This window comes from Aeromicrobium massiliense JC14 (assembly GCF_000312105.1).
Classification (GTDB): domain Bacteria; phylum Actinomycetota; class Actinomycetes; order Propionibacteriales; family Nocardioidaceae; genus Aeromicrobium; species Aeromicrobium massiliense.
Window position 1 is genome coordinate 467,546 of sequence record NZ_HE978636.1, and the last position, 18,699, is coordinate 486,244.

Annotated in this window: 22 protein-coding genes; 9 read left to right on the top strand and 13 right to left on the bottom strand. The window is 72.9% G+C overall.

All coding sequences use genetic code 11. The annotated features are described in order from the left end of the window. Nucleotides 1–189: 189 nt before the first annotated feature. The gene (locus HGAM_RS02395; protein WP_147543480.1) at nucleotides 190–744 is read left to right on the top strand and encodes a hypothetical protein; all 555 of its coding nucleotides are present in this window, start codon (nucleotides 190–192) and stop codon (nucleotides 742–744) included. Nucleotides 745–793: 49 nt separating this feature from the next. Here HGAM_RS02395 and tadA read toward each other — a convergent pair whose 3' ends face one another. Both tadA and HGAM_RS02405 read right to left on the bottom strand, forming a co-directional pair. Continuing rightward, nucleotides 794–1,243, bottom strand: a complete 450-nt coding sequence (gene tadA / locus HGAM_RS02400) for a tRNA adenosine(34) deaminase TadA (protein ID WP_019143873.1) — start codon at nucleotides 1,241–1,243, stop codon at nucleotides 794–796. Beyond that, nucleotides 1,240–1,704: a tRNA adenosine deaminase-associated protein gene (locus tag HGAM_RS02405; protein ID WP_019143874.1), complete on the bottom strand. Its 465-nt coding sequence runs from the start codon at nucleotides 1,702–1,704 to the stop codon at nucleotides 1,240–1,242. The genes tadA and HGAM_RS02405 overlap by 4 nt, the downstream gene beginning before the upstream one ends. 92 nt (nucleotides 1,705–1,796) lie before the next feature. On the opposite strand from HGAM_RS02405, the gene upp reads away from it, so the two are divergent. Beyond that, nucleotides 1,797–2,435 (top strand): uracil phosphoribosyltransferase, encoded by a 639-nt coding sequence (upp, locus tag HGAM_RS02410; RefSeq protein WP_019143875.1) that lies wholly within the window; start codon nucleotides 1,797–1,799, stop codon nucleotides 2,433–2,435. A 28-nt stretch (nucleotides 2,436–2,463) separates the two neighbouring features. Here the strand turns inward: upp and HGAM_RS20975 are convergent, their stop codons facing one another. After that, on the bottom strand, nucleotides 2,464–2,595 hold the full coding sequence (locus tag HGAM_RS20975) for a hypothetical protein (protein WP_019143876.1): 132 nt from the start codon (nucleotides 2,593–2,595) through the stop codon (nucleotides 2,464–2,466). A gap of 134 nt (nucleotides 2,596–2,729) precedes the next feature. Here HGAM_RS20975 and HGAM_RS17315 point away from each other — a divergent pair, with 134 nt between their 5' ends. After that, a complete protein-coding gene (locus HGAM_RS17315; protein WP_019143877.1) occupies nucleotides 2,730–4,178 on the top strand; it encodes an MFS transporter in 1,449 nt (482 codons plus the stop codon). 6 nt (nucleotides 4,179–4,184) lie between these two features. Here HGAM_RS17315 and pntB read toward each other — a convergent pair whose 3' ends face one another. Both pntB and HGAM_RS20220 read right to left on the bottom strand, forming a co-directional pair. Further along, nucleotides 4,185–5,591 (bottom strand): Re/Si-specific NAD(P)(+) transhydrogenase subunit beta, encoded by a 1,407-nt coding sequence (gene pntB / locus HGAM_RS20215; RefSeq protein ID WP_019143878.1) that lies wholly within the window; start codon nucleotides 5,589–5,591, stop codon nucleotides 4,185–4,187. Between the two features lie 6 nt (nucleotides 5,592–5,597). After that, a complete protein-coding gene (locus HGAM_RS20220; protein ID WP_019143879.1) occupies nucleotides 5,598–7,130 on the bottom strand; it encodes a Re/Si-specific NAD(P)(+) transhydrogenase subunit alpha in 1,533 nt (510 codons plus the stop codon). 119 nt (nucleotides 7,131–7,249) lie between these two features. On the opposite strand from HGAM_RS20220, the gene HGAM_RS02435 reads away from it, so the two are divergent. Next, a complete protein-coding gene (locus tag HGAM_RS02435) occupies nucleotides 7,250–8,152 on the top strand; it encodes an SDR family oxidoreductase (RefSeq protein WP_019143880.1) in 903 nt (300 codons plus the stop codon). Nucleotides 8,153–8,166: 14 nt separating this feature from the next. Here the strand turns inward: HGAM_RS02435 and HGAM_RS02440 are convergent, their stop codons facing one another. The 4 genes from HGAM_RS02440 to HGAM_RS17320 are packed head-to-tail and all read right to left on the bottom strand — an operon-like array spanning nucleotide 8,167 to nucleotide 11,907. Then, complete coding sequence (locus tag HGAM_RS02440; RefSeq protein ID WP_019143881.1) at nucleotides 8,167–8,592, bottom strand: ATP-binding protein; 426 nt, start codon at nucleotides 8,590–8,592, stop codon at nucleotides 8,167–8,169. A gap of 8 nt (nucleotides 8,593–8,600) precedes the next feature. Further along, nucleotides 8,601–9,044 (bottom strand): response regulator, encoded by a 444-nt coding sequence (locus HGAM_RS02445; RefSeq protein WP_019143882.1) that lies wholly within the window; start codon nucleotides 9,042–9,044, stop codon nucleotides 8,601–8,603. Continuing rightward, entirely contained in the window at nucleotides 9,041–10,669 is a 1,629-nt protein-coding gene (locus tag HGAM_RS02450; protein WP_019143883.1) for a sensor histidine kinase, read from the bottom strand. Before HGAM_RS02450 ends, HGAM_RS02445 begins: the two co-directional genes overlap by 4 nt. Further along, nucleotides 10,666–11,907 (bottom strand): PP2C family protein-serine/threonine phosphatase, encoded by a 1,242-nt coding sequence (locus HGAM_RS17320; protein WP_019143884.1) that lies wholly within the window; start codon nucleotides 11,905–11,907, stop codon nucleotides 10,666–10,668. The genes HGAM_RS02450 and HGAM_RS17320 overlap by 4 nt, the downstream gene beginning before the upstream one ends. Nucleotides 11,908–12,099: 192 nt before the next feature. On the opposite strand from HGAM_RS17320, the gene HGAM_RS02460 reads away from it, so the two are divergent. Beyond that, on the top strand, nucleotides 12,100–12,411 hold the full coding sequence (locus tag HGAM_RS02460) for a hypothetical protein (RefSeq protein WP_019143885.1): 312 nt from the start codon (nucleotides 12,100–12,102) through the stop codon (nucleotides 12,409–12,411). Between the two features lie 132 nt (nucleotides 12,412–12,543). Continuing rightward, the gene (locus tag HGAM_RS02465; RefSeq protein WP_019143886.1) at nucleotides 12,544–13,095 is read left to right on the top strand and encodes a DOMON domain-containing protein; all 552 of its coding nucleotides are present in this window, start codon (nucleotides 12,544–12,546) and stop codon (nucleotides 13,093–13,095) included. Nucleotides 13,096–13,199: 104 nt separating this feature from the next. Here HGAM_RS02465 and HGAM_RS02470 read toward each other — a convergent pair whose 3' ends face one another. Further along, nucleotides 13,200–13,844: an ACT domain-containing protein gene (locus HGAM_RS02470; RefSeq protein ID WP_019143887.1), complete on the bottom strand. Its 645-nt coding sequence runs from the start codon at nucleotides 13,842–13,844 to the stop codon at nucleotides 13,200–13,202. A gap of 55 nt (nucleotides 13,845–13,899) precedes the next feature. On the opposite strand from HGAM_RS02470, the gene HGAM_RS02475 reads away from it, so the two are divergent. Next, nucleotides 13,900–14,253 (top strand): DUF3817 domain-containing protein, encoded by a 354-nt coding sequence (locus tag HGAM_RS02475; RefSeq protein ID WP_019143888.1) that lies wholly within the window; start codon nucleotides 13,900–13,902, stop codon nucleotides 14,251–14,253. 9 nt (nucleotides 14,254–14,262) lie between these two features. On the opposite strand, the gene HGAM_RS02480 is transcribed toward HGAM_RS02475, so the two are convergent. Continuing rightward, nucleotides 14,263–14,898: an isochorismatase family protein gene (locus HGAM_RS02480; protein WP_019143889.1), complete on the bottom strand. Its 636-nt coding sequence runs from the start codon at nucleotides 14,896–14,898 to the stop codon at nucleotides 14,263–14,265. A 105-nt stretch (nucleotides 14,899–15,003) separates the two neighbouring features. On the opposite strand from HGAM_RS02480, the gene HGAM_RS02485 reads away from it, so the two are divergent. Next, nucleotides 15,004–15,948, top strand: a complete 945-nt coding sequence (locus HGAM_RS02485; RefSeq protein WP_019143890.1) for a GlxA family transcriptional regulator — start codon at nucleotides 15,004–15,006, stop codon at nucleotides 15,946–15,948. Nucleotides 15,949–15,960: 12 nt separating this feature from the next. Here HGAM_RS02485 and HGAM_RS02490 read toward each other — a convergent pair whose 3' ends face one another. Further along, the gene (locus HGAM_RS02490; protein ID WP_038951496.1) at nucleotides 15,961–17,217 is read right to left on the bottom strand and encodes an NAD(P)/FAD-dependent oxidoreductase; all 1,257 of its coding nucleotides are present in this window, start codon (nucleotides 17,215–17,217) and stop codon (nucleotides 15,961–15,963) included. Nucleotides 17,218–17,347: 130 nt separating this feature from the next. Between HGAM_RS02490 and HGAM_RS17325 the strand changes: the two genes are divergently transcribed. Beyond that, nucleotides 17,348–17,866: an Lrp/AsnC family transcriptional regulator gene (locus tag HGAM_RS17325; RefSeq protein WP_019143892.1), complete on the top strand. Its 519-nt coding sequence runs from the start codon at nucleotides 17,348–17,350 to the stop codon at nucleotides 17,864–17,866. Here the strand turns inward: HGAM_RS17325 and HGAM_RS17330 are convergent. After that, entirely contained in the window at nucleotides 17,835–18,575 is a 741-nt protein-coding gene (locus HGAM_RS17330) for a sigma-70 family RNA polymerase sigma factor (RefSeq protein ID WP_019143893.1), read from the bottom strand. The genes HGAM_RS17325 and HGAM_RS17330 overlap by 32 nt on opposite strands. Nucleotides 18,576–18,699: the final 124 nt, after the last annotated feature.

An 18,699-nucleotide genomic window follows, 5' to 3' on the forward strand; every position in this document is an offset into this window, starting at 1 on the left:
TAGTGCCGGCATGGCGCGCTCCCTGCCCGCACCATCCCCACGACGTGGGAGGGCTTCCCGGATGCTTCCCAGTACGGTCACCCGGTGATTCGAGTCCTGCTGGCCGGTTCGGTCGGTCTGTTCCTCGGCGGCGTGCTGGCGGAGCTGCGCGAGTCGACGAGTCCCGCCGGCTGGGCCACGGGTCCGGCCGTGATCGCCATCGGCGTCTGCTCGTTCCTGCTCGCCTCCCGGCATGCGCTGGACGGGATCCACCGGCCCACGACACCGGAGCTCGCGGTGGCCCGGAGCCGCTACGGGGTCGGCGTCGCCCGCGTCGACGGCATCGATCGCATCGCGGAGCTGAACGGCGATCCGGTGTGCGATCTCGCCGTCACGGCGGTGAGGCCGTCGGGCGAGGCGTTCCGGACGGTGACACGACAGGTGCTGCCGCTGGTCCGGCTTCAGCAGTTCCAGCCGGGCACCACGCATGCAGCCGTCTTCCTGACCGACGACGGGCCCGAGCTCGTCGTGCTCGACGAGACGGTCGATCGTCGACACTCGCTGCCCGACGAGGACGCATCGAGCCGCGTGCCGCTGCGCCTCCGCGAAGCACACACCCTGGTGCGGCACGGGCGCCGGATCAAGCCGTTGCTGCCCACGAGCAGATCGGGCCGCGTCTGGCGGGTGGCGTTGTACCTCGCGACGTGCTCCGGCTGTGCCGCTGCCACCATCGTCCTCGTGACCCCCGCGGCGACCCCGGGCTAGCACGGGCTCGGCGTGCTGCCGGCGAGGGCAGCGGGGAGGGCGGGGACGGTCAGCGGTGGGCGGCGAAGAACGTCCGCAGCAGCGCGGCGGACTCCTCGGCCAGGACGCCCGAGGCCACCTCGGGCCGGTGCGGCAGCCGGCGGTCGCGCACGACGTCCCACAGCGAGCCGACCGCGCCGGCCTTGTCGTCGAACGTGCCGAACACCAGCCGGGCCACGCGAGCCTGGACCAGGGCGCCGGCGCACATCGTGCACGGCTCGAGCGTCACGACCAGCGTGCAGCCGTCGAGCCGCCACGAGCCGAGCGTCCGGGCCGCCTCGCGCAGCGCGACGACCTCCGCGTGGGCCAGCGGGTCGCCGTCGACCTCGCGCAGGTTGCGGCCCTCGCCGACCACCGCGCCGGACGGGTCGAGCACGACCGCGCCCACCGGGACGTCGGCGTCGGCCGCCGCCTGCTCGGCGAGCGCGAGCGCCCGGCGCATCGCCTCGGCGTCGTTCACCCGACCAGGGCGTTGAGCTCGTCGCCGAACCCGAGCCGCTCGGCGATCTCCAGCAGCATCTCGTCGGGATAGGCGTCGGGGTCGCAGAGCAGGTCCAGCGCGCTGCTGGACAGGCCGAGGTCGCTCACGATCTCCAGGTCGCCGGCCGGGTCCGCGTCGGCGTCCGGAGCCGGGTCGGGGAGGTCGAGCTGGTCGGCGACGTCGGCGGCCAGGTCGTAGTCGGCGACCGCCGTGACGTCCGACAGCATGAACCGCGTGTAGGGACCCGAGACGCGGACGAGCACGAAGAACTCCTCGTCGACCGCGACCATGCCGAGCACGCCGACGTCGGAGGGGAAGCGCCGCAGCGCCTCCACCAGCTCCCCCACGTCCTGGGTGACGGCGGTCTTGAGCTCGGCGACCTGCCAGACGCCCTGGTCGCGGTACGCGGCTACTGCGAAGTCGACGTCGTCGTCGGCCATGTCACACCCTCTCCTGGTCCTGCGTCGAGGATGTCAGAGTGCGCACCGCGCCGCCAGGGTGACCGGGCGCCCGTCACCGCTAGGCTCGACGCATGCACGTCCACGTCGCCGACCACCCGTTGATCTCGCACAAGCTCACCGTGCTGCGCGACCGCGAGACCGACTCCCCCACCTTCCGCAGGCTCGCCGAGGAGCTCGTGACCCTGCTGGCGTACGAGGCGACCCGCGACGTGCGCGTCGAGCCGGTCGACGTGCAGACGCCCGTCGCCACGGCCACCGGCGTCCGGCTCACCTCGCCGCGTCCGCTCGTCGTCCCGATCCTGCGCGCCGGCCTGGGCATGCTCGAGGGCATGCAGCGTCTGCTGCCGACCGCCGAGGTCGGGTTCCTGGGCATGATCCGCAACGAGGAGACGCTCGAGGCCGACACCTACGCCGAGCGCCTGCCCGACGACCTCGCCGGCCGCCAGTGCTACGTGCTCGACCCGATGCTGGCCACCGGCGGCACGCTCGCCGCGGCCATCGACTTCCTCGTGAAGCGCGGCGCCGACCACATCACCGCGGTGTGCCTGCTGGCGGCGCCCGAGGGCGTGGCGCGCGTCGAGCGCGACCTGGCCGACATCGGCGTGCCGGTGACGCTCGTGACGGCGGGCCTGGACGAGCGCCTCGACGAGAACGGCTACATCGTGCCGGGCCTCGGCGACGCCGGCGACCGCCTGTACGGCGTCGTCTGACGCTCGCCGCACAGACGGCCGGCGCGGCTCAGCCGAGCACGTCGGTGTTGAAGATGACCCAGAAGATGACGACGATCGCGATCGCGCCGATCAGCAGGCCGATACCGCGGCCCCAGACCTCGTCGTCGCCCTCGGGGCGGTCGTACTGGTCCTTGTCCATCGGGACTCCCTGGTCTCGCACGGCTCCCTCCGCGCGGCCAGCCTAGGGCAGCGCGGCGCCACGCGCAGGGGCGCGACGGCCCGTGGACGCGGGGCCGCCGTGCACGGCTTGCGCCGGGACGCCAGAGTGTGGGGGTGAGCGACGAGGCCCTGGACACCGGCGTCCCCTGCACGGCCGACACCCCCGACCCCCGGCGCTGGCGCATCCTGGCCGTCACGCTCGTGGTCGGGTTCATGTCGCTGCTGGACGTCACGATCGTCAACGTCGCGATCCCCTCGATCCAGTCGGGGCTGGACTCCTCGGCGTCCACGGTGCAGTGGGTCGTGTCCGGGTACGCGCTCACGTTCGGTCTCACGCTGGTCGCCGGCGGACGCCTCGGTGACGCCTACGGGCGCCGGCGACTCATGCTCGGCGGGCTCGTCGGCTTCGTGCTGGCCAGCGCCGCCGTCGGCCTGGCGCCCACCGCCGAGCTGGTCATCGTGGCCCGCCTGCTGCAGGGCGCCGCGGCCGGCATCCTCACGCCGCAGAGCTCGGGACTCATCCAGGAGCTGTTCTCCGGCGCCGAGCGCGGCCGCGCGTTCGGCTACTTCGGGCTGACGGTGTCGATCGCGTCGGCCGCCGGGCCGCTGCTCGGCGGGCTCATCATCGCCGCCGCGGGTCCCGACCTCGGCTGGCGGCTGCTGTTCCTCATCAACGTGCCGATCGGCCTCGTGGCCATGGTGGCCGTCGCGCGGCTCGTCCCGCCCCGAGAGGACGACGGCACCCCCGACCGCATCGACGTCGCCGGCGCGGTGCTGCTCGGCCTCAGCGTCGTGTGCCTGCTGTACCCGCTGGTGAGCATCGAGGCCGGACGCCGCCTGCCGCTCGTCCTGCTCGTCGGCGTGCCGCTGTTCGCCTACGCGTTCGGCCGGTGGGAGCGCCGGCTGGTGCGTCGCGGCCACGCGCCGCTGCTCGACCTGGAGCTGCTGCGCCGTCTGCCCGGCTACGGCAGCGGGATGCTCATCGGCACGCTCTACTTCACCGGGTTCACCGGCGTCTTCCTCACCGCGTCGGTCTGGCTGCAGGACTCGCGCGAGGTCAGCGCCCTGCACGCCGGGCTGCTGCTGACCCCCTTCGCGGTCGGCTCGGCGATCTCGTCGCCGCTGGCCGGGCGCTTCGTGGACCGGGTCGGGCGTCCGCTCACCGTGGTGGCGCTCGCGACGATGATGGCCGCGGTCGCCGCGGCCGCGGCCGTCGGGCCGGGCCGCACCACCGACGAGCTGGTGTGGGCGCTCGCGCCGTTCCTCTTCCTCGCCGGCCTGGGCGGTGGCGCGGTCGTGAGCCCCAACATCACGCTGACGCTCAGCGAGGTTCCGCCCCGCATGGGCGGGGCCGCGGGCGGGGCGCTGCAGACCGGCCAGCGCATCGGCTCGTCGATCGGCGCCGCGCTGCTCATGACCGTCTACCAGGTCGTCACGGCCGAGCACGGCGGCGACGCGGGCTTCCGGACGGCGCTGGCCACGGCCCTGGCCGTCCTCGTGCTCGCGCTGGCCGCCGCGATCGTCGCCTGGCGCACCGGACGCCGGAGTCCCGTCACCGCCTGACCCGCCTCAGAGCGCGCGCAGGATGTCCTCGACCCGCTCCTTGGCGTCGCCGAACAGCATCTGGGTGTTGTCGCGGAAGAACAGCGGGTTCTGCACGCCGGCGTAGCCCGCGGCCATCGACCGCTTGAACACCACGACGTTCTCGGCCTCCCACACCCGCAGCACCGGCATGCCGGCGATCGGGCTGGACGGGTCCTCGGCCGCGGCCGGGTTGACCGTGTCGTTGGCGCCGATGACCAGCACGACGGACGTGTCGGCGAGGTCGTCGTTCACCTCGTCCATCTCCAGCACGATGTCGTAGGGCACCTTCGCCTCGGCCAGCAGCACGTTCATGTGGCCGGGCAGGCGACCGGCGACCGGGTGGATGCCGAAGCGCACGTCCACGCCGCGCTCGCGCAGCTTGCGGACCAGGTCGGCGACCGGGTACTGGGCCTGCGCGACGGCCATGCCGTAACCGGGGGTGATGACCACGGTGCCGGCGTTCTTGAGCAGCTCGGCGGTGTCGCTCGCGTCGATCTCGCGGTGCGGGCCGTACTCGGTGTCGTCGGCCGGCCCGGCCTCGATGCCGAAGCCACCGGCGATGACCGAGATGAACGAGCGGTTCATCGCCTGGCACATGATGTAGCTCAGGTACGCACCGGACGAGCCGACCAGCGCACCGGTGACGATGAGCAGGTCGTTGTTCAGCAGGAAGCCGGACGCCGCCGCGGCCCAGCCCGAGTAGCTGTTCAGCATGGAGACCACGACGGGCATGTCGCCGCCGCCGATGGACGCCACCAGGTGCCAGCCGAGCGCCAGCGCCAGCAGCGTCACGAGCACCAGCAGCCACAGGTGGGGGTCGGCCACGAACCAGATGGTCAGAAGCACGAACAGGCCGAGCGCGCCGAGGTTGAGGTAGTTCTTGCCCGGCAGCATGAGCGGGCTCGACCTCATCCGCCCCGACAGCTTGAGGAACGCGACGATCGAGCCGGTGAACGTCACCGCGCCGATGAAGACCCCGATGAACACCTCGGCGTCGTGGACGCCCGCCAGGTCGCCCAGGCGCCAGTGACGGTCGCGGTACTCCAGGTACGCGTTCCAGCCGACCAGCACCGCGGCCAGACCGACGAAGCTGTGCAGCAGCGCGATGAGCTCGGGCATCTGCGTCATCTCGACGATGCGCGCGCGCCACAGCCCGATCGCGGCCCCGGCCACCACGGCCACGAGCAGCAGCACGACCGGCAGCACCTCGTCGCGGTCGGCCGAGACGTCGACGACGACCATGAACGTGGCGACGAGCGCGAGCGCCATGCCGGCGATGCCGAACGACAGGCCGCCGCGGGCGGTCTCGTGCTTGCTCAGCCCGGCGAGGCTGAGGATGAACAGGAGTGCGGCGACGACGTAGGCCGCGGTGGCGAGACTGAAGACGTCCACGGGCGGTCAGCCTTTCGAGAACATGCTGAGCATGCGTCGGGTCACGGCGAAGCCGCCGAAGACGTTGATGCTGGCCAGGAGCACGGCCGCGAACGCGAGGGTGCGGATCACCGCGTCGTCGTCGACCAGCTGCAGCATGGCGCCGACGACGATGATCCCGCTGATCGCGTTGGTGACGCTCATGAGCGGCGTGTGCAGCGCGTGGTGCACCTTGCCGATGACGTAGTAGCCGATGACCACGGCCAGCATGAAGACGGTGAAGTGCTGCGGCAGCGGGTCAGGTGCCGCAGCGACGACCAGGAAGTACGCGACCAGGCCGGCGACGGCCAGCCCGAGCTTGGTCGAGGTGGACATCGGCTGCTTGGCCGGCGGCGGCTCCACCGCGGCCGCGGGCTTCGCGGCCGGCGCGGCCGAGACCTGCACCGGCGGGGGCGGCCAGAGGGTGTCGCCCTCGTGCACCACGGTGATCGAGCGCTGCACGACGTCCTCGAGGTCGAGCACGAGGCGGCCGTCCTTCTCGGGCGTGAGCAGCTTGAGCAGGTTCACCAGGTTGGTGCCGTAGAGCTGGGACGCCTGCGCGGGCAGGCGCCCCGCCAGGTCGGTGTAGCCGAGGATCGTCACGCCGTTGTCGGTGACGACCTTCTGCCCGGGGACGCTGCCCTCGACGTTGCCGCCCTGCGCGGCGGCCATGTCGACCACGACGCTGCCGGGCTTCATGCTCGCGACGTCGGCGGCGGTGAGCAGGCGCGGTGCCGGACGGCCGGGGATGAGCGCCGTGGTGATGACGATGTCGACCTCGCGGGCCTGCTCGGAGTAGATCTCGGCGGCCCGTCGGTCGTACGCCTCGCTGGTCGCCTTGGCGTACCCGTCGGAGCTCTCCATCTGCTCCTCGACCTCGACCGCCAGGTACTCGCCGCCGATCGAGCGCACCTGGTCGGCGACCTCCGGACGCGGGTCGGTGGCGCGGACGACGGCGCCCAGGCTGCTGGCCGCACCGATCGCGGCGAGGCCGGCCACGCCGGCCCCGGCGACCAGCACGGTGGCCGGCGGCACCTTGCCCGCGGCGGTCACCTGGCCGGTGAAGAACCGGCCGAACTCGTGCGCGGCCTCGACCACGGCGCGGTAGCCGGCGATGTTGGCCATCGAGCTGAGCACGTCCATCGACTGCGCCCGCGAGATGCGCGGCACGGCGTCCATCGCGAGGGCCGTGATCGGACGCCGCGAGAGCGCCTCGACGAGCTCGGGGTTCTGCGCCGGGGCGAGGATGCCGACGACCGTCGCCCGCTCGGCGAGCCGCTCGATCTCGGCCTCGCTGGGCGCGACCACCTTGAGCACCACGTCGGCCGCCCAGGCCTGCTGGGCGTCGACGACCCGGGCCCCCGCCTCGGCGTAGGCCTCGTCGGGGAAGTCGGCGTGGCGGCCGGCCCCGGCCTCGACGACGACCTCGTACCCGAGCGCGATGAGCTGGCGGACCGTCGCGGGGGTGCCCGCGACCCGGGTCTCGCCGGGACTCGTCTCTGCGACGACCGCGATCAACATGTGGTGACCGTAGCCGCTGCGCAGGGCACGCCCCTGTGACCTGGGCCACCCGTCCGAGGACCGGACGCTATGTGACATCGACGGTGGCACATTCGCGATGTCACGGGTACCGTGCCCCCATGACTGCAACCGAACGCTTCGACGGACAGGTCGCGCTGGTCACCGGCGCCGCCCGCGGGATCGGCGCCGGCGTGGCCCGCGGCTACGTCGAGCGGGGCGGGCGCGTGGCCCTGGTCGGGCTCGAGCCCGACCGCCTCGCCGCCCTCGCCGACGAGCTCGGCCCGGCCGCCGCCTGGTGGGAGGCCGACGTCCGCGACAGCGCCTCGCTGAAGGCCGCGATCGACGCCGCCGCCACGCACTTCGGCCGGCTCGACCACGTGCTCGCCAACGCCGGCATCGCCTCCTACGGCACCGTGCGCCAGACCGAGGACGCGACGTTCGAGCGCGTCGTCGACATCAACCTCAACGGGGTCTTCCGCACGCTCAAGCACGCCATCCCGCACCTGGAGCGCACCCGCGGCTACGCCCTGGTCGTCTCGTCGCTGGCCGCGTTCACCCCCGCGGCGGGGCTCGGTGCGTACACCGCGAGCAAGGCCGGCGCCGAGAACCTCGCCGTGGCCACGCGGCAGGAGGTCGCCCATCTCGGCATCACCGTCGGCTCGTGCCACCCCGGCTGGGTCGACACCGACATCGTCCGCGGCGCCGAGGACGACCTGCCGTCGTTCAAGCAGGCCCGCCAACGGATGCCCTGGCCGGCCAACGGCACCGCCGACGTCGACCTCGCCGTGCAGCTCGTCCTGCGCGGCATGGCCCGGCGCGAGACCCGCGTCTACGTGCCCGGCAAGGTCGCCGCGGCGGCGTGGAGCAAGGCGTTCGTGACGTCCCGGGCGGCGTGGCCCTACCTGCGCCGCGTCGTGGGCCCCCTGGTGCCGCAGATGGAGCGCGAGGTCGAGGCGCTGGGCCGCCAGCACAGCAACCACGTGCCGACCGGCAAGCCCGGCCGAGCCCCCGCCAAGGGCTGACCTAGCGCGCGCCGCTAGGCGTAGCGCAGCTCGGCGATGACGCGCAGGCCGCCGCCGCGGTGGTCGGTCGTCCAGGAGTCGCAGAGCTCCTCGACGATCGCCAGGCCGCGGCCGCCCGTGCGGTCGGTCGTGCGCGGCTCCGCGGCGAGCTTCGCGCCCCGGCCCTGGTCGACCACGGTGATCCGCACGCGGCCGCCCTTGACGCGCCAGCTCACGTCGACGTGTCCCGACGCCGTCGGCCGCCCGTGCCGCACGGCGTTGGTGACGAGCTCGCTGACCACCAGCGCGGCGTCGGAGACCACCTCGTCGGGCACGCCGGCGGCCTTCAGGCTCGCCACGAGCTGACGTCGGGCCGCGCCCACGCTCGCCGCGGCGAACGGCAGGCGCAGGCTCGTGCCCGCGTCGCCGCGGCCACGCCGCGAGGAGGGCGAGGGAGTCACGACCGGCGCTACCGCCGGTTCGGGAGCCGGACGATCGTCACGAAGAACTCGTCGATCTGGCGGACGGCGGCGATGAACTGCTCCACGTCGACCGGCTTGGTCACGTACGCATTGGCGTGGAGCTTGTAGCTGCGCAGGATGTCCTCCTCGGCGCTGGACGTGGTCAGCACGACGATCGGGATGTGCGCGAGATCGGGGTCGGACTTGATCTTCTCGAGCACCTGGCGGCCGTCGTACTTGGGCAGGTTGAGGTCGAGCAGGATCAGGTCCGGCTGCGGCGCGTCGGCGTGGGCGCCGCGCCGGTACAGGAAGTCGAGCGCCTGCTCGCCGTCGCGGACGACGTGCAGCGTGTTGCGGATCTTGTTGTCCTCGAACGCCTCGCGGGTCATCAGCTCGTCGCCCGGGTCGTCCTCGACGAGCAGCACCTCGATCGGCTGGGTGGACTCGTTCATGCGCGGGCTCCTTCTGCGGCGTCGGGCGCGGACGCCGTGACGGGGGTGGACTGGGGGCCGACGGGCAGCGTGAAGCGGAACCGGGTGCCGTCGGTGTGGTCGGTGTCGATCCAGATGCGACCGCCCTGGTGCTCGACGATCTTCTTGCACAGGGCCAGGCCGATGCCGGTGCCCGAGTACGACTCGCGGCTGTGCAGGCGCTGGAAGATCACGAACACCTTGTCGGCGAACTCGCGGTCGATCCCGATGCCGTTGTCGGTGACGGCGAGCTCCCACACGGGGGTGCCGTCGTCGTCGTGGGCCTCGGCGGTGATCTCGACCGCCGGCGTGCGGTCGGGCCGGCGGAACTTGATGGCGTTGCCGACCAGGTTCTGCCACAGCATCACGAACAGCGTCGGGTCGCCGACCACGTCGGGCAGCGCGGCCGGCCGCGTCACCTGGGCGCCGGAGTCCTCGATCGCGGCCTGCAGGTTGGCGATCGCGCCGTCCAGGGCCGTGTCGAGCGAGACCGGCTCGCTGGTGTCGGCCACGCGGCCGACACGCGAGAACGTGAGCAGGTCGTTGATCAGCACCTGCATGCGCTTGGCGCCGTCGACGGCGAAGTCGATGTACTGCTTGCCGCGCTCGTCGAGCTCGTCGCCGTACCGCTTCTCGAGCAGCTGGCAGAACGACGCGACCTTGCGCAGCGGCTCCTGCAGGTCGTGCGAAGCGACGTAGGCGAACTGCTCCAGCTCGTTGTTCGAGCGGCGCAGCTCCAGGGCCTGGGCGTCCAGCGCGGCCGTCTGCCGCTCCAGGCGCTCCTGCTGGGCCAACGAGCCGTCCAGCTCCTGCACGATGCGCCGGCGCATGGCCTCCACCGCGCCCGCCACGGCCCGCACGTCCGGCGGCCCGTCCAGGTCGATAGACCGGTCGAACGCGCCGCCGGCGACCTCCTCGGAGGTGGTGCGCAGCCGGTCCATGGGCCGGATCACGAGACGACGGACGAGCACCCCGAGGGTCGCGGTGGCGACCAGGAAGGCGACGCCCACCCCGAGCAGCACCCAGCTGCGGATGTTGCGGATGCGGACGAGGTCGGCGCGGCCGTCCTCGACAGCACGGTCGAAGGCCGCGTTCTGGTCGTCGAAGAGCGCACGGATGCGGTCGAAGACCTCCTTGCCGCGCCGCGCGGCCCGCTCGTCCGCCGCGCGCGGCTCGCCCGGCGTCACGCCGGCGACGAGCGGCTCGGCGTACTCGGCGCGCCAGCGGCCGGCGGCCTGCTCGATCTCGTCGAGGTCCTGGACCAGGTCGTCGTGGTTGCCGACGAGCTCGACCATCCGCTCCACGGCCATCTGCTCGGCCTCGAGGCCATCGGTGTAGGGCTGCAGGAACTGCCGGTCGGCGGTGGTGGAGTAGCCGCGGACACCGGTCTCCTGGTTGACCAGGGCGTTCTGCAGGCGCAGCGCCTCGGCGCGCGCGGGCTGGATGCGGACCGAGAGCTCGTCGGTGGCGACGGCGGTGCGGTGCACCAGGTAGGCGACCACGCCTCCGCCGGCCAGCACGAGCACCGTGACGACCGCGAGGACCGTGGCGAAGATCGCCGGCACGGTGAGCCGACCGACGCGGACGCGCCAGGAGCGGGGGATCATGCGTCGCTCCCGTCGGGCAGGGCCCACCGGACGTGGATGACGGCCACGTCGTCGCCGAGACCGCCGTGGTCCTCGGCGAGCTCTCCGGCCCGCGAGACGAGCAGGTCGACGAACTCCTCGGGCGCCAGGTCGGACGCCTCGCGAGCCAGCTCCAGCAGGCCCTGCTCGCCCAGCCGCTCGCGCTCACCGGTGCGCACCTCGAACAGCCCGTCGGTGAACAGCACGATGCCCGTGCCCGCGTCGAGACGGTGCTCGACCACCGGCCAGGTGGCCTCGCCGGGGAGCAGGCCCAGGGCGGGACCGCCCTCGACCTCCAGCAGGTCCGCGCCGCCGCGCCGGTGCAGGATCATCCCGGGGTGCCCGGCCCGCATCACCCGCATGTGCCGGCGGTCGGGGTCGAGCTCGATGCTGGTGAGCGTCGCGAACACCTCCGCGCTGGTCCGCTCGGCCACCAGCACCCGCTCCAGCAGCTGCAGCTGCTCGTCGCCGGTGGCACCGCTGATGACCAGCGTCCGCCACGCGATGCGCAGGCCGACGCCCAAGGCGGCCTCGTCGGGGCCGTGGCCCGACACGTCGCCGATGAGGACGTGGATCGTGCCGTCGTCGGTCTGCACGACGTCGTAGAAGTCGCCGCCCAGGACGCTCTGCGCCCGGCCCGGCCGGTACCGCGCCGCGACGCGGACCTGGCCGGCCGAGGCCAGCATCGGCTTGGGCAGCAGGCCGCGCTCGAGCCGGGCGTTCTCCTGCGCGCGGATCTGGCTGGCCTGCAGCGCGGCGGCGGCCTGCTCGGCCTGCTTGCGCTGGATCGCGTAGTGGATCGCGCGAGCGAACAGCTCGGCCTCGACGCGCCCCTTGACCAGGTAGTCCTGCGCGCCGGCCGCCACGGCCGCGAGGCCGGTGCTCTGCTCGGCCAGGCCGGTCAGCACGACGACGGCCGCGGTCGCGGTGTGCGCCTGGACCCGGGCGACGGCCTCGAGCCCCCGGACGTCGGGCAGGTGCAGGTCCAGCAGGACGCAGTCGGGGTCCAGCCCGTCGGCGAGCTGCTGCTCGGCGTCCTGCATCGACCGGGCCCAGGTCAGGGTCATGGACGAGCCCGCGTCAGCCACCAGCTCCTCGACGAGCAGGGCGTCTCCGGCGTCGTCCTCGACCAGGAGGATGACCGGGGCCGGCTCGGGAAGGGTGCGCGGCGCCCCGCCGGGGACGTCGACGGCGGGCGGCACGACCTCGCGCGTGGGCACCCGCGGCTCAACCCCTCTCCCACGTCGACCGCCCGGACGGCGACGACGACGGATGAACCCTAGCGATAGCGCTCCGCCCCGTGGCGGAGAGCCGCCGATCCGGCGCGCGACCGGCCAGCCCCTCTCGTCGTGCGGGCGGCGTCGCCGACCAGTAGCGTCCGCGTGCCGGAGTCGTCGTGCCAAGGAGGGCGCATGAAGAAGTCCAAGGTCCTGTTCGCCGCAGCAGCCGTCATGGTCGTGCTGGGGGTGGTCCTCATGGTGATGCCGACGCCCGGGGAGCCCGACCTCGTCTGCGCCCCCGAGGGTGCGCCGTCGTCCGGCTTCGCCGACGGCGACCAGGACGACTGCCCGGTGACGATCGAGAGCATGAACGAGTACAACGACTGGGCGTCGGGACCGCGGTGGGACAACATCGCCGGCCTCGTGCTCGTCGTGGCGGGCCTGGGCACCGCCGGCGTCGCCGTCGTGAAGGCGCGCCGCCGCCCCGCGACGGACGCCGTCTAGACCGTCGACAACGTCGTCGCCTAGGTGGGGATACTTCCCAGCATCGCGGGATAGCGCAAGGACTTTCGCGACCTAGCGTTCAGCCATCAACGACAACGTGGCTGCCTGGCAGTCCCGAGAGAAAGAACGATCATGCGCATCCGCTCCGTGCTGTCCACCCTCGTGGCCGGCGCATTCCTGGTCGCCGTCCCGGCGACCGCCCAGGCCGACGACTACTACTGGCTGAAGGACCGGGCCGGCGATGCTCCGGCGACGTCCGACATCACCCGTTTCAAGGTCACGAAGACCGACGACATGCTCGTCACGAAGGTCTCTTTCCGCAAGGTCGTCAAGCCCGGTGGGGAACGCTCCAACCCGGTCGAGCTGTACATCGACACCAAGGGCAACGGACGGCCGGACCACCGCGTCATGATCCAGGACGTGGACCAGAGCTTCAGCAAGACCCGCAGCTGGAACGGCAGCGAGAACGACCGCCGGTGGGGCAGCTGCCTGGACGACCTGGGCGAGCGACGCGCCGTGACCTACCAGACCCGCGCGAAGACCGTCACCGTCAGGACGCCGCTGAGCTGCCTGGGCGACCCGAGCAAGGTCCGCGTGGCGGCCAGCTCGTGGTACGGCTCGGACCGCCACGTGAAGCAGGACTGGGCGCACACGAAGCACCGCTACACGCGCTGGCTCCGCTGAGCCGCACCAGCACCGCCACGACCGAGGGCCGCGACACCCGTCGCGGTCCTCGGTCCGTCTAGACCGACTGGAGGCCGCGACACCCGTCGCGGCCCTCGGTCCGTCTAGACCGACTGGACCGAGGCGGCGAGCGAGACCATGTGGTTGAGCCGGGCCAGCTCCGAGGGCAGGATCGCCGGGCCGCCGTGCCGTCCGACCACCAGGACGAAGGGACGGCCCGAACGGTCCTTGCCCGGAGCGCCGGCGAGCACGGTGGAGTCCCACGCCGGGACGTCCGGCAGCAGCGTCGCGGCCGCCACGCCCAGCCACTCCTCGCACGCGGGGACGAGCTCGGGCGCCGACAGGGACTCCTCGCGGACCTCGAGCCGGCCCTCGCGGTGGTGGACGATCATCGCCCAGTCGACGCGGAACGTGTCGGGCAGCACCTCGACCAGGCGCGCGAGCGCGAGGTCCGGGTCCTCGGTGAACCGCTCGATCGCCTCGAGGTCGAGCGAGAGGCTCGCACCGGCGTTGTAGCGCGAGATCCAGTGGACCCGCACGCCCTCGAGCTCGTGGCAGGCGGTCACCAGGGCGTCGGGCATGATCTGCGGCGGCAGCTCGCACAGGACGTCGTCCAGCGCGGTGCCGTCGGGCCGGTGCTCGACGATCTCGAGCGCCTCGATGTCGGCGCCGGCAGCACCCAGGGCGCTCGCCAGCACGCCGAGCGAGCCCGGCACGTCCGGGAGCTCCACGCGCAGCAGGAAGGCCATGGCGCCATCATCCCCTGACCGGGTTTCGGTTGTATGACGCCGCTACGGTAGCGGCGTGAGCGCGTCAGCCCCGTCCCGTACCCGCACCGCCTTCCGCGTCGTCGCGATCGCCGAGGCCTTCTCGTGGGGCGGTCTGCTGATCGCCATGTTCTTCAAGTGGGTCGTGCAGGAGGACCCGCACAGCGGCATCGAGGGCGGCGTCCCGGTCATGGGCGCGGTCCACGGCGCGGTCTTCGTCGCCTACGCCGTCATGTGCCTGGTCGCCTGGCGCCAGTTCCGCTGGTCGTTCAAGGTCGCGGTGCTGGCCGGGCTGTCGGCGATCCCGCCGTTCGTGAGCGTGGTGTTCGAGCGCAAGGCGGACGCCCGCGGTCTGCTGCAGCGACGCACGGACGCCCCCGTCCCCGCCTGACCCGGCCCTCTAGCCGACGAGCGCCGCGCGGCCCTGCGCGGCCGAGCTCCCGAGGTCGCTCTTGGGAAGCGCGCGTCCCTGCGCGGTCGCCTCGGTCCACGCGTCGGTGGTCGCGACCGCGGCGAAGTTCGAGTGCAGCAGCACCATGAGCGTCTCGTGCAGCTGCTGCGCCGTGACGCTGCCTGCCTCGTTGGCCAGGTGCGGCGAGCCGCTCGCGTCGCTGAGCACCTCGGCGGCGAGTCCGAGACCCTCCGCGTCCACGGCGGTGGCGATGTCGCAGTTGTTCGTCATGTAGCCGACGATCGTGATGGTGTCGACGTCACGCTCGGCGAGCCACGCGGCGACGTCCGTGCCGGCGAACACGCTCCCCTTGTCCTTCGTGACGCGCTTCCAGCCCGCGTGCGCCCGCTGCTCCAGGTCGGGGTGCAGGCTCCAGCTGGGCGACCCGACGGCGAACACCGGCGCCCCCTCGGGCAGCTCGTGCTGGACGACCACGACGGGCATGCCGTGCTCCTCGGCGACGTCGACGGCACGCAGGACGTTCGCGAGCGACTCGTCGCGCGGCGGGTGCTGGATCTGCAGCACGCCGTCGAAGTACTCCTGCTGCACGTCGACGACGATCAGGGCACGGCTGGGGGTGGTCATGGCGACTCCTCGGGTTTCACGGTGCGTGGTCGTTCCCATCGTGCGCCGGGCCACCCGGGTACCGTGAGTGTCTCCCACGACCACCTTCGATGAGATCGGGCCATCATGCGCATCGCGGTCCACACCTTCGACGGCATGACGATGTTCCACCTGTCCGTCCCGCTGCTCGTGTTCGGCGAGGTGGGCCGGCAGGGACTCGCGACCGGCTGGGAGGTGGCCACCTGGAACCCGTCCGGCTCGAGCATCCGCACGGCGGAGGGCCTCACGGTCGACGGCGTGGGCGGGCCCGAGCAGGTCGCGCAGGCCGACCTGCTGGTGTTCCCCTCGTGGCCGGACGACCTGCCCGCCACCGACGGCACCCTGCGCACGCTCGTGCGTGACACCCATGCGCGAGGCGGCCGCGTGATGGCGCTCTGCCTCGGCGCCTTCCCGGTCGTGGATGCCGGGATCCTCGACGGACGCAGCGCCGTGACGCACTGGGGCGCGGCCCGCGACCTGGCGGCCCGGAGGCCGGACGTCGCCGTCAGCCCGGACGAGCTCTACGTCGACCACGGGGACGTCCTCACGTCCGCCGGCACGGCGTCGGCCATCGACGCGTGCCTGCACGTCGTCCGGTCCGAGCTGGGCGCGGCGGCGGCCGGCGCGGTGGCGCGACAGCTCGTCGTCGCCCCGCACCGTGACGGCGGCCAGGCGCAGTACGTGGCGCGGCCCGTCCCCGACAGCCACGACACCGGGCGGCTCGGACCCACGCTGGACTGGGCGCTCGCCCACCTGGACGAGGACCTGTCGCTCGACCGGCTGGCAGCGCACGCCAGCATGAGCCGGCGGAACCTCACGCGGCGCTTCCTCCAGGCGTCGGGCACCACGCCGAGCCGGTGGCTGCTGGCCCGCCGGCTCGACGAGTCCCGGCGCCTGCTGGAGACCACCACCCTCGCGATCGCCCAGGTCGCCCAGGCGTGCGGCTTCGGGAGCGCGGTGACCTTCCGGCAGAACTTCGTCGCCGCCTACGGCACCACGCCCACGTCCTACCGCCGCCGGTTCACCGGCTGAGAGGCCCCCCGCTCAGCGCAGCGGGTCGAACGACGTCAGCACGGGGTCGGTCTCGCGACCGGTGACGTCGCGGGCCAGCAGACGTCCCGACAACGGGCCGAGGGCGATGCCCCACATGCCGTGGCCGCCGTTGACCGAGACGCGGGGCGACCGGGTGCGTCCGATCAGCGGGAGCCCGTCGACCGTGCAGGGACGCGAGCCGACCCACTCGTCGGTGCGCGCGTCCCAGTCCACACCGGTGAGCATCGGGCGGGCCGCGTCGACGATGGCCTTCACGCGGCGCGGGTCGAGCGCGGCGTCGGGCTTGCGGAACTCCATCATCCCGGCGACACGGAAGCCCGCGGGCGCGTCCGGCGTCCCGAGCGGCGTGCAGGCGACGCGCTGGATCGGGAAGTAGACGGGGTTGGTCGGCATGACCTCGGGCTGGACGGTGAAGCTGTAGCCGCGGCCGGCCTGGACGATCGCCTTCACCCCGTGGGGCCGCACGAGGCCGCCGAGCCAGGCGCCGGTGGCGACGACCACGTGGTCGGCCTCGAACGTCTCGCCACCCGCCGCGACGACTCGAGCGACGCTGCCGGTGTCGTCGACCCGCTCGGCCACGACGTCCGTGCGCAGCGTGGCTCCGCGCGCCACCACCGCGTCGGCGAGCGCGTGCACGTAGCGGCCCGGGTTGATGAACCGCTGGCCGTGCAGCGCGATGCCGTGGGTGACGCCGGCCCCGAGCGTCGGCTCGAGCTTCTTGATCTCGTCCTCGGTGAGCAGCTCGTAGTCGGTCGTGCCACCCCACTCGCGGACGTGCTCGAACTCGGTCTCGAGCACCTGGCGGTCGGTCTCGGAGGCGAACCCGGCCAGGAACGGCTCGGCCGGCTTGGTCGCCTCGCTGACGTCCAGCTGGGCGAAGGCGTCGAGCGCGTGCGCGTTCACCCGGTTGAAGACCTCCATCGCCGCGCGCCAGCGGCCGGGCGTGCAGTGCCGCACGAACCCGACGAGGAAGCGGAGCAGCCGGGGGTCCGCGGTCGGCGGCACGTAGACCGGCGAGGACGACTTCAGCATCGAGCGCATGCCCGAGGCCAGGATCGCCGGGTCGTTCAGCGGCAGGGTGAGCGCGGGGGCCAGCCAGCCGGCGTTGCCCCACGAGGAGCCCGCGGCGACGCCCTGGCGGTCCAGGACGGTGACCTCGACGCCCTCCTCCTGCAGGTGCCAGGCGGTGGCCAGACCGACCATCCCGGCTCCGACGACGACCACCCTGCGCGGGCTGCTGTGCGGCATGACGCTCCTCCGTGACGCGTGACTCCAGAGGTCCCAGGATGAATACTCGGACGTGCCATGCGGGTGACGACCGCATGATCTTCGCGTTGCAACCCCGCAGGCGATGATCCTTCGAGCGAGACGAGTGGCCGTGACCCTGCCGCCGAACGATGTTCGCCCCCGCCTGGACGAGGTCGACCTGCACCTGCTGAGCCTGCTCCAGGCCGACGGACGCACCCCCAACAACCTGCTCGCCGAGCAGGCTGGCATCGCGCCGTCGACGTGCCTGAACCGGGTGCGGCGGCTGCGCGAGATCGGTGCCATCCGCGGGGTGCACGCGGAGGTGGACCCGGCCTGGCTGGGACGTCCGGTGCAGGCGATGATCGCCGTCCGGCTGCGGCCCGACGCCCGCGGCGCCCTGCAGACGTTCGCCCGCAGCGTCGCCCAGCTGCCCGAGGTGCTCAACGTCTACTTCGTCTCGGGGTCCTACGACTTCCTCATGCACGTGGCGACGGCCGACACCGAGGCGCTGCGCAAGGTGCTGGTCGAGGACGTGAGCGGACGCCCCGTGGTCGCGAGCACCGAGACCCACCTGATCTTCGAGCACGTCCGCGGCGGGGCCGCCGGGACGGAGCCGGTCAGGCCGCCTTCGGCGCGTTCGGGACGGTGACGGCGGTCCGCAGGTCGTCGAGCAGGCGGCGCAGCAGGCGCGAGACCTGCATCTGCGACACCCCGAGCTCGTCGGCGATCTGCTGCTGGCTCATCTCGCAGAAGAACCGCAGCCACAGCAGCTTGCGGTCGCGCGGCGAGAGGTCGCGGCAGGCCGGCGAGAGGGTGGCGAGCGACTCGACCATCTCGTAGGCCTCGTGGGTGGAGTCGACCGGGTCGCTGTCGCGCTCGTCCAGCGACACCGGCGCGAAGCCCGACCGCGCGGTCAGCGCCTCGCGCACCTCCGCCTCCGGGACGCCCAGGTCGGCGGCGATCTCCGCGGTCGTGGGCTCGTGGGCGTCCTGCTGCTGGAAGCGGGCGGTCGCCTCGACGATGTCGGGCAGCATCTCCTGGATGCGGCGCGGCGGACGGATCGTCCAGCCCTCGTCGCGGAAGTAGCGCTTGATCTCGCCCAGGATGGTCGGCACGGCGTACCCGACGAAGTCGCCCCGCTCGGGGTCGAAGCGGCGGACGGCCTTCACCAGGCCCAGCTGCGCGACCTGACGCAGGTCCTCGATGTCCTGACCGCGGTTCGCGTAGCGGGCGGCCAGCGAGCGGGCCAGGCCGAGGTGACGCTCGACCACCTCGTTCTCGGCGCGACGTCGCTGACCGAGGTCGGGCGCGGTGCGCGCCTGGTGCAGCAGCTCTCGGATCTCGGTGTCGTCGACCATCGTCGGATGCCCCCCAGCACAGTCCTCGGGGCCACGGACCGGGCCCTCCTCGCCACGGTTACACGGGGTCATGGGGCGGGCAACACGAAGCGGATGGGCTTGCGGGAGGGGGGCGCGAGGAGCA

Excerpts from the sequence above, each read along its gene's own strand:
- HGAM_RS02480 (WP_019143889.1), bottom strand. The coding sequence starts at position 14,898 with ATGACCACCCCCAGCCGTGCCCTGATCGTCGTCGACGTGCAGCAGGAG.
- HGAM_RS02450 (WP_019143883.1), bottom strand. The coding sequence starts at position 10,669 with ATGATCCCCCGCTCCTGGCGCGTCCGCGTCGGTCGGCTCACCGTGCCG.
- HGAM_RS17330 (WP_019143893.1), bottom strand. The coding sequence starts at position 18,575 with ATGGTCGACGACACCGAGATCCGAGAGCTGCTGCACCAGGCGCGCACC.
- HGAM_RS02460 (WP_019143885.1), top strand. The coding sequence starts at position 12,100 with ATGAAGAAGTCCAAGGTCCTGTTCGCCGCAGCAGCCGTCATGGTCGTG.
- HGAM_RS02470 (WP_019143887.1), bottom strand. The coding sequence starts at position 13,844 with ATGGCCTTCCTGCTGCGCGTGGAGCTCCCGGACGTGCCGGGCTCGCTC.
- upp (WP_019143875.1), top strand. The coding sequence starts at position 1,797 with ATGCACGTCCACGTCGCCGACCACCCGTTGATCTCGCACAAGCTCACC.
- HGAM_RS02445 (WP_019143882.1), bottom strand. The coding sequence starts at position 9,044 with ATGAACGAGTCCACCCAGCCGATCGAGGTGCTGCTCGTCGAGGACGAC.
- HGAM_RS02485 (WP_019143890.1), top strand. The coding sequence starts at position 15,004 with ATGCGCATCGCGGTCCACACCTTCGACGGCATGACGATGTTCCACCTG.
- HGAM_RS20975 (WP_019143876.1), bottom strand. The coding sequence starts at position 2,595 with ATGGACAAGGACCAGTACGACCGCCCCGAGGGCGACGACGAGGTCTGG.
- HGAM_RS20220 (WP_019143879.1), bottom strand. The coding sequence starts at position 7,130 with ATGTTGATCGCGGTCGTCGCAGAGACGAGTCCCGGCGAGACCCGGGTC.
- HGAM_RS02490 (WP_038951496.1), bottom strand. The coding sequence starts at position 17,217 with ATGCCGCACAGCAGCCCGCGCAGGGTGGTCGTCGTCGGAGCCGGGATG.
- HGAM_RS02465 (WP_019143886.1), top strand. The coding sequence starts at position 12,544 with ATGCGCATCCGCTCCGTGCTGTCCACCCTCGTGGCCGGCGCATTCCTG.
- HGAM_RS02435 (WP_019143880.1), top strand. The coding sequence starts at position 7,250 with ATGACTGCAACCGAACGCTTCGACGGACAGGTCGCGCTGGTCACCGGC.
- HGAM_RS02405 (WP_019143874.1), bottom strand. The coding sequence starts at position 1,704 with ATGGCCGACGACGACGTCGACTTCGCAGTAGCCGCGTACCGCGACCAG.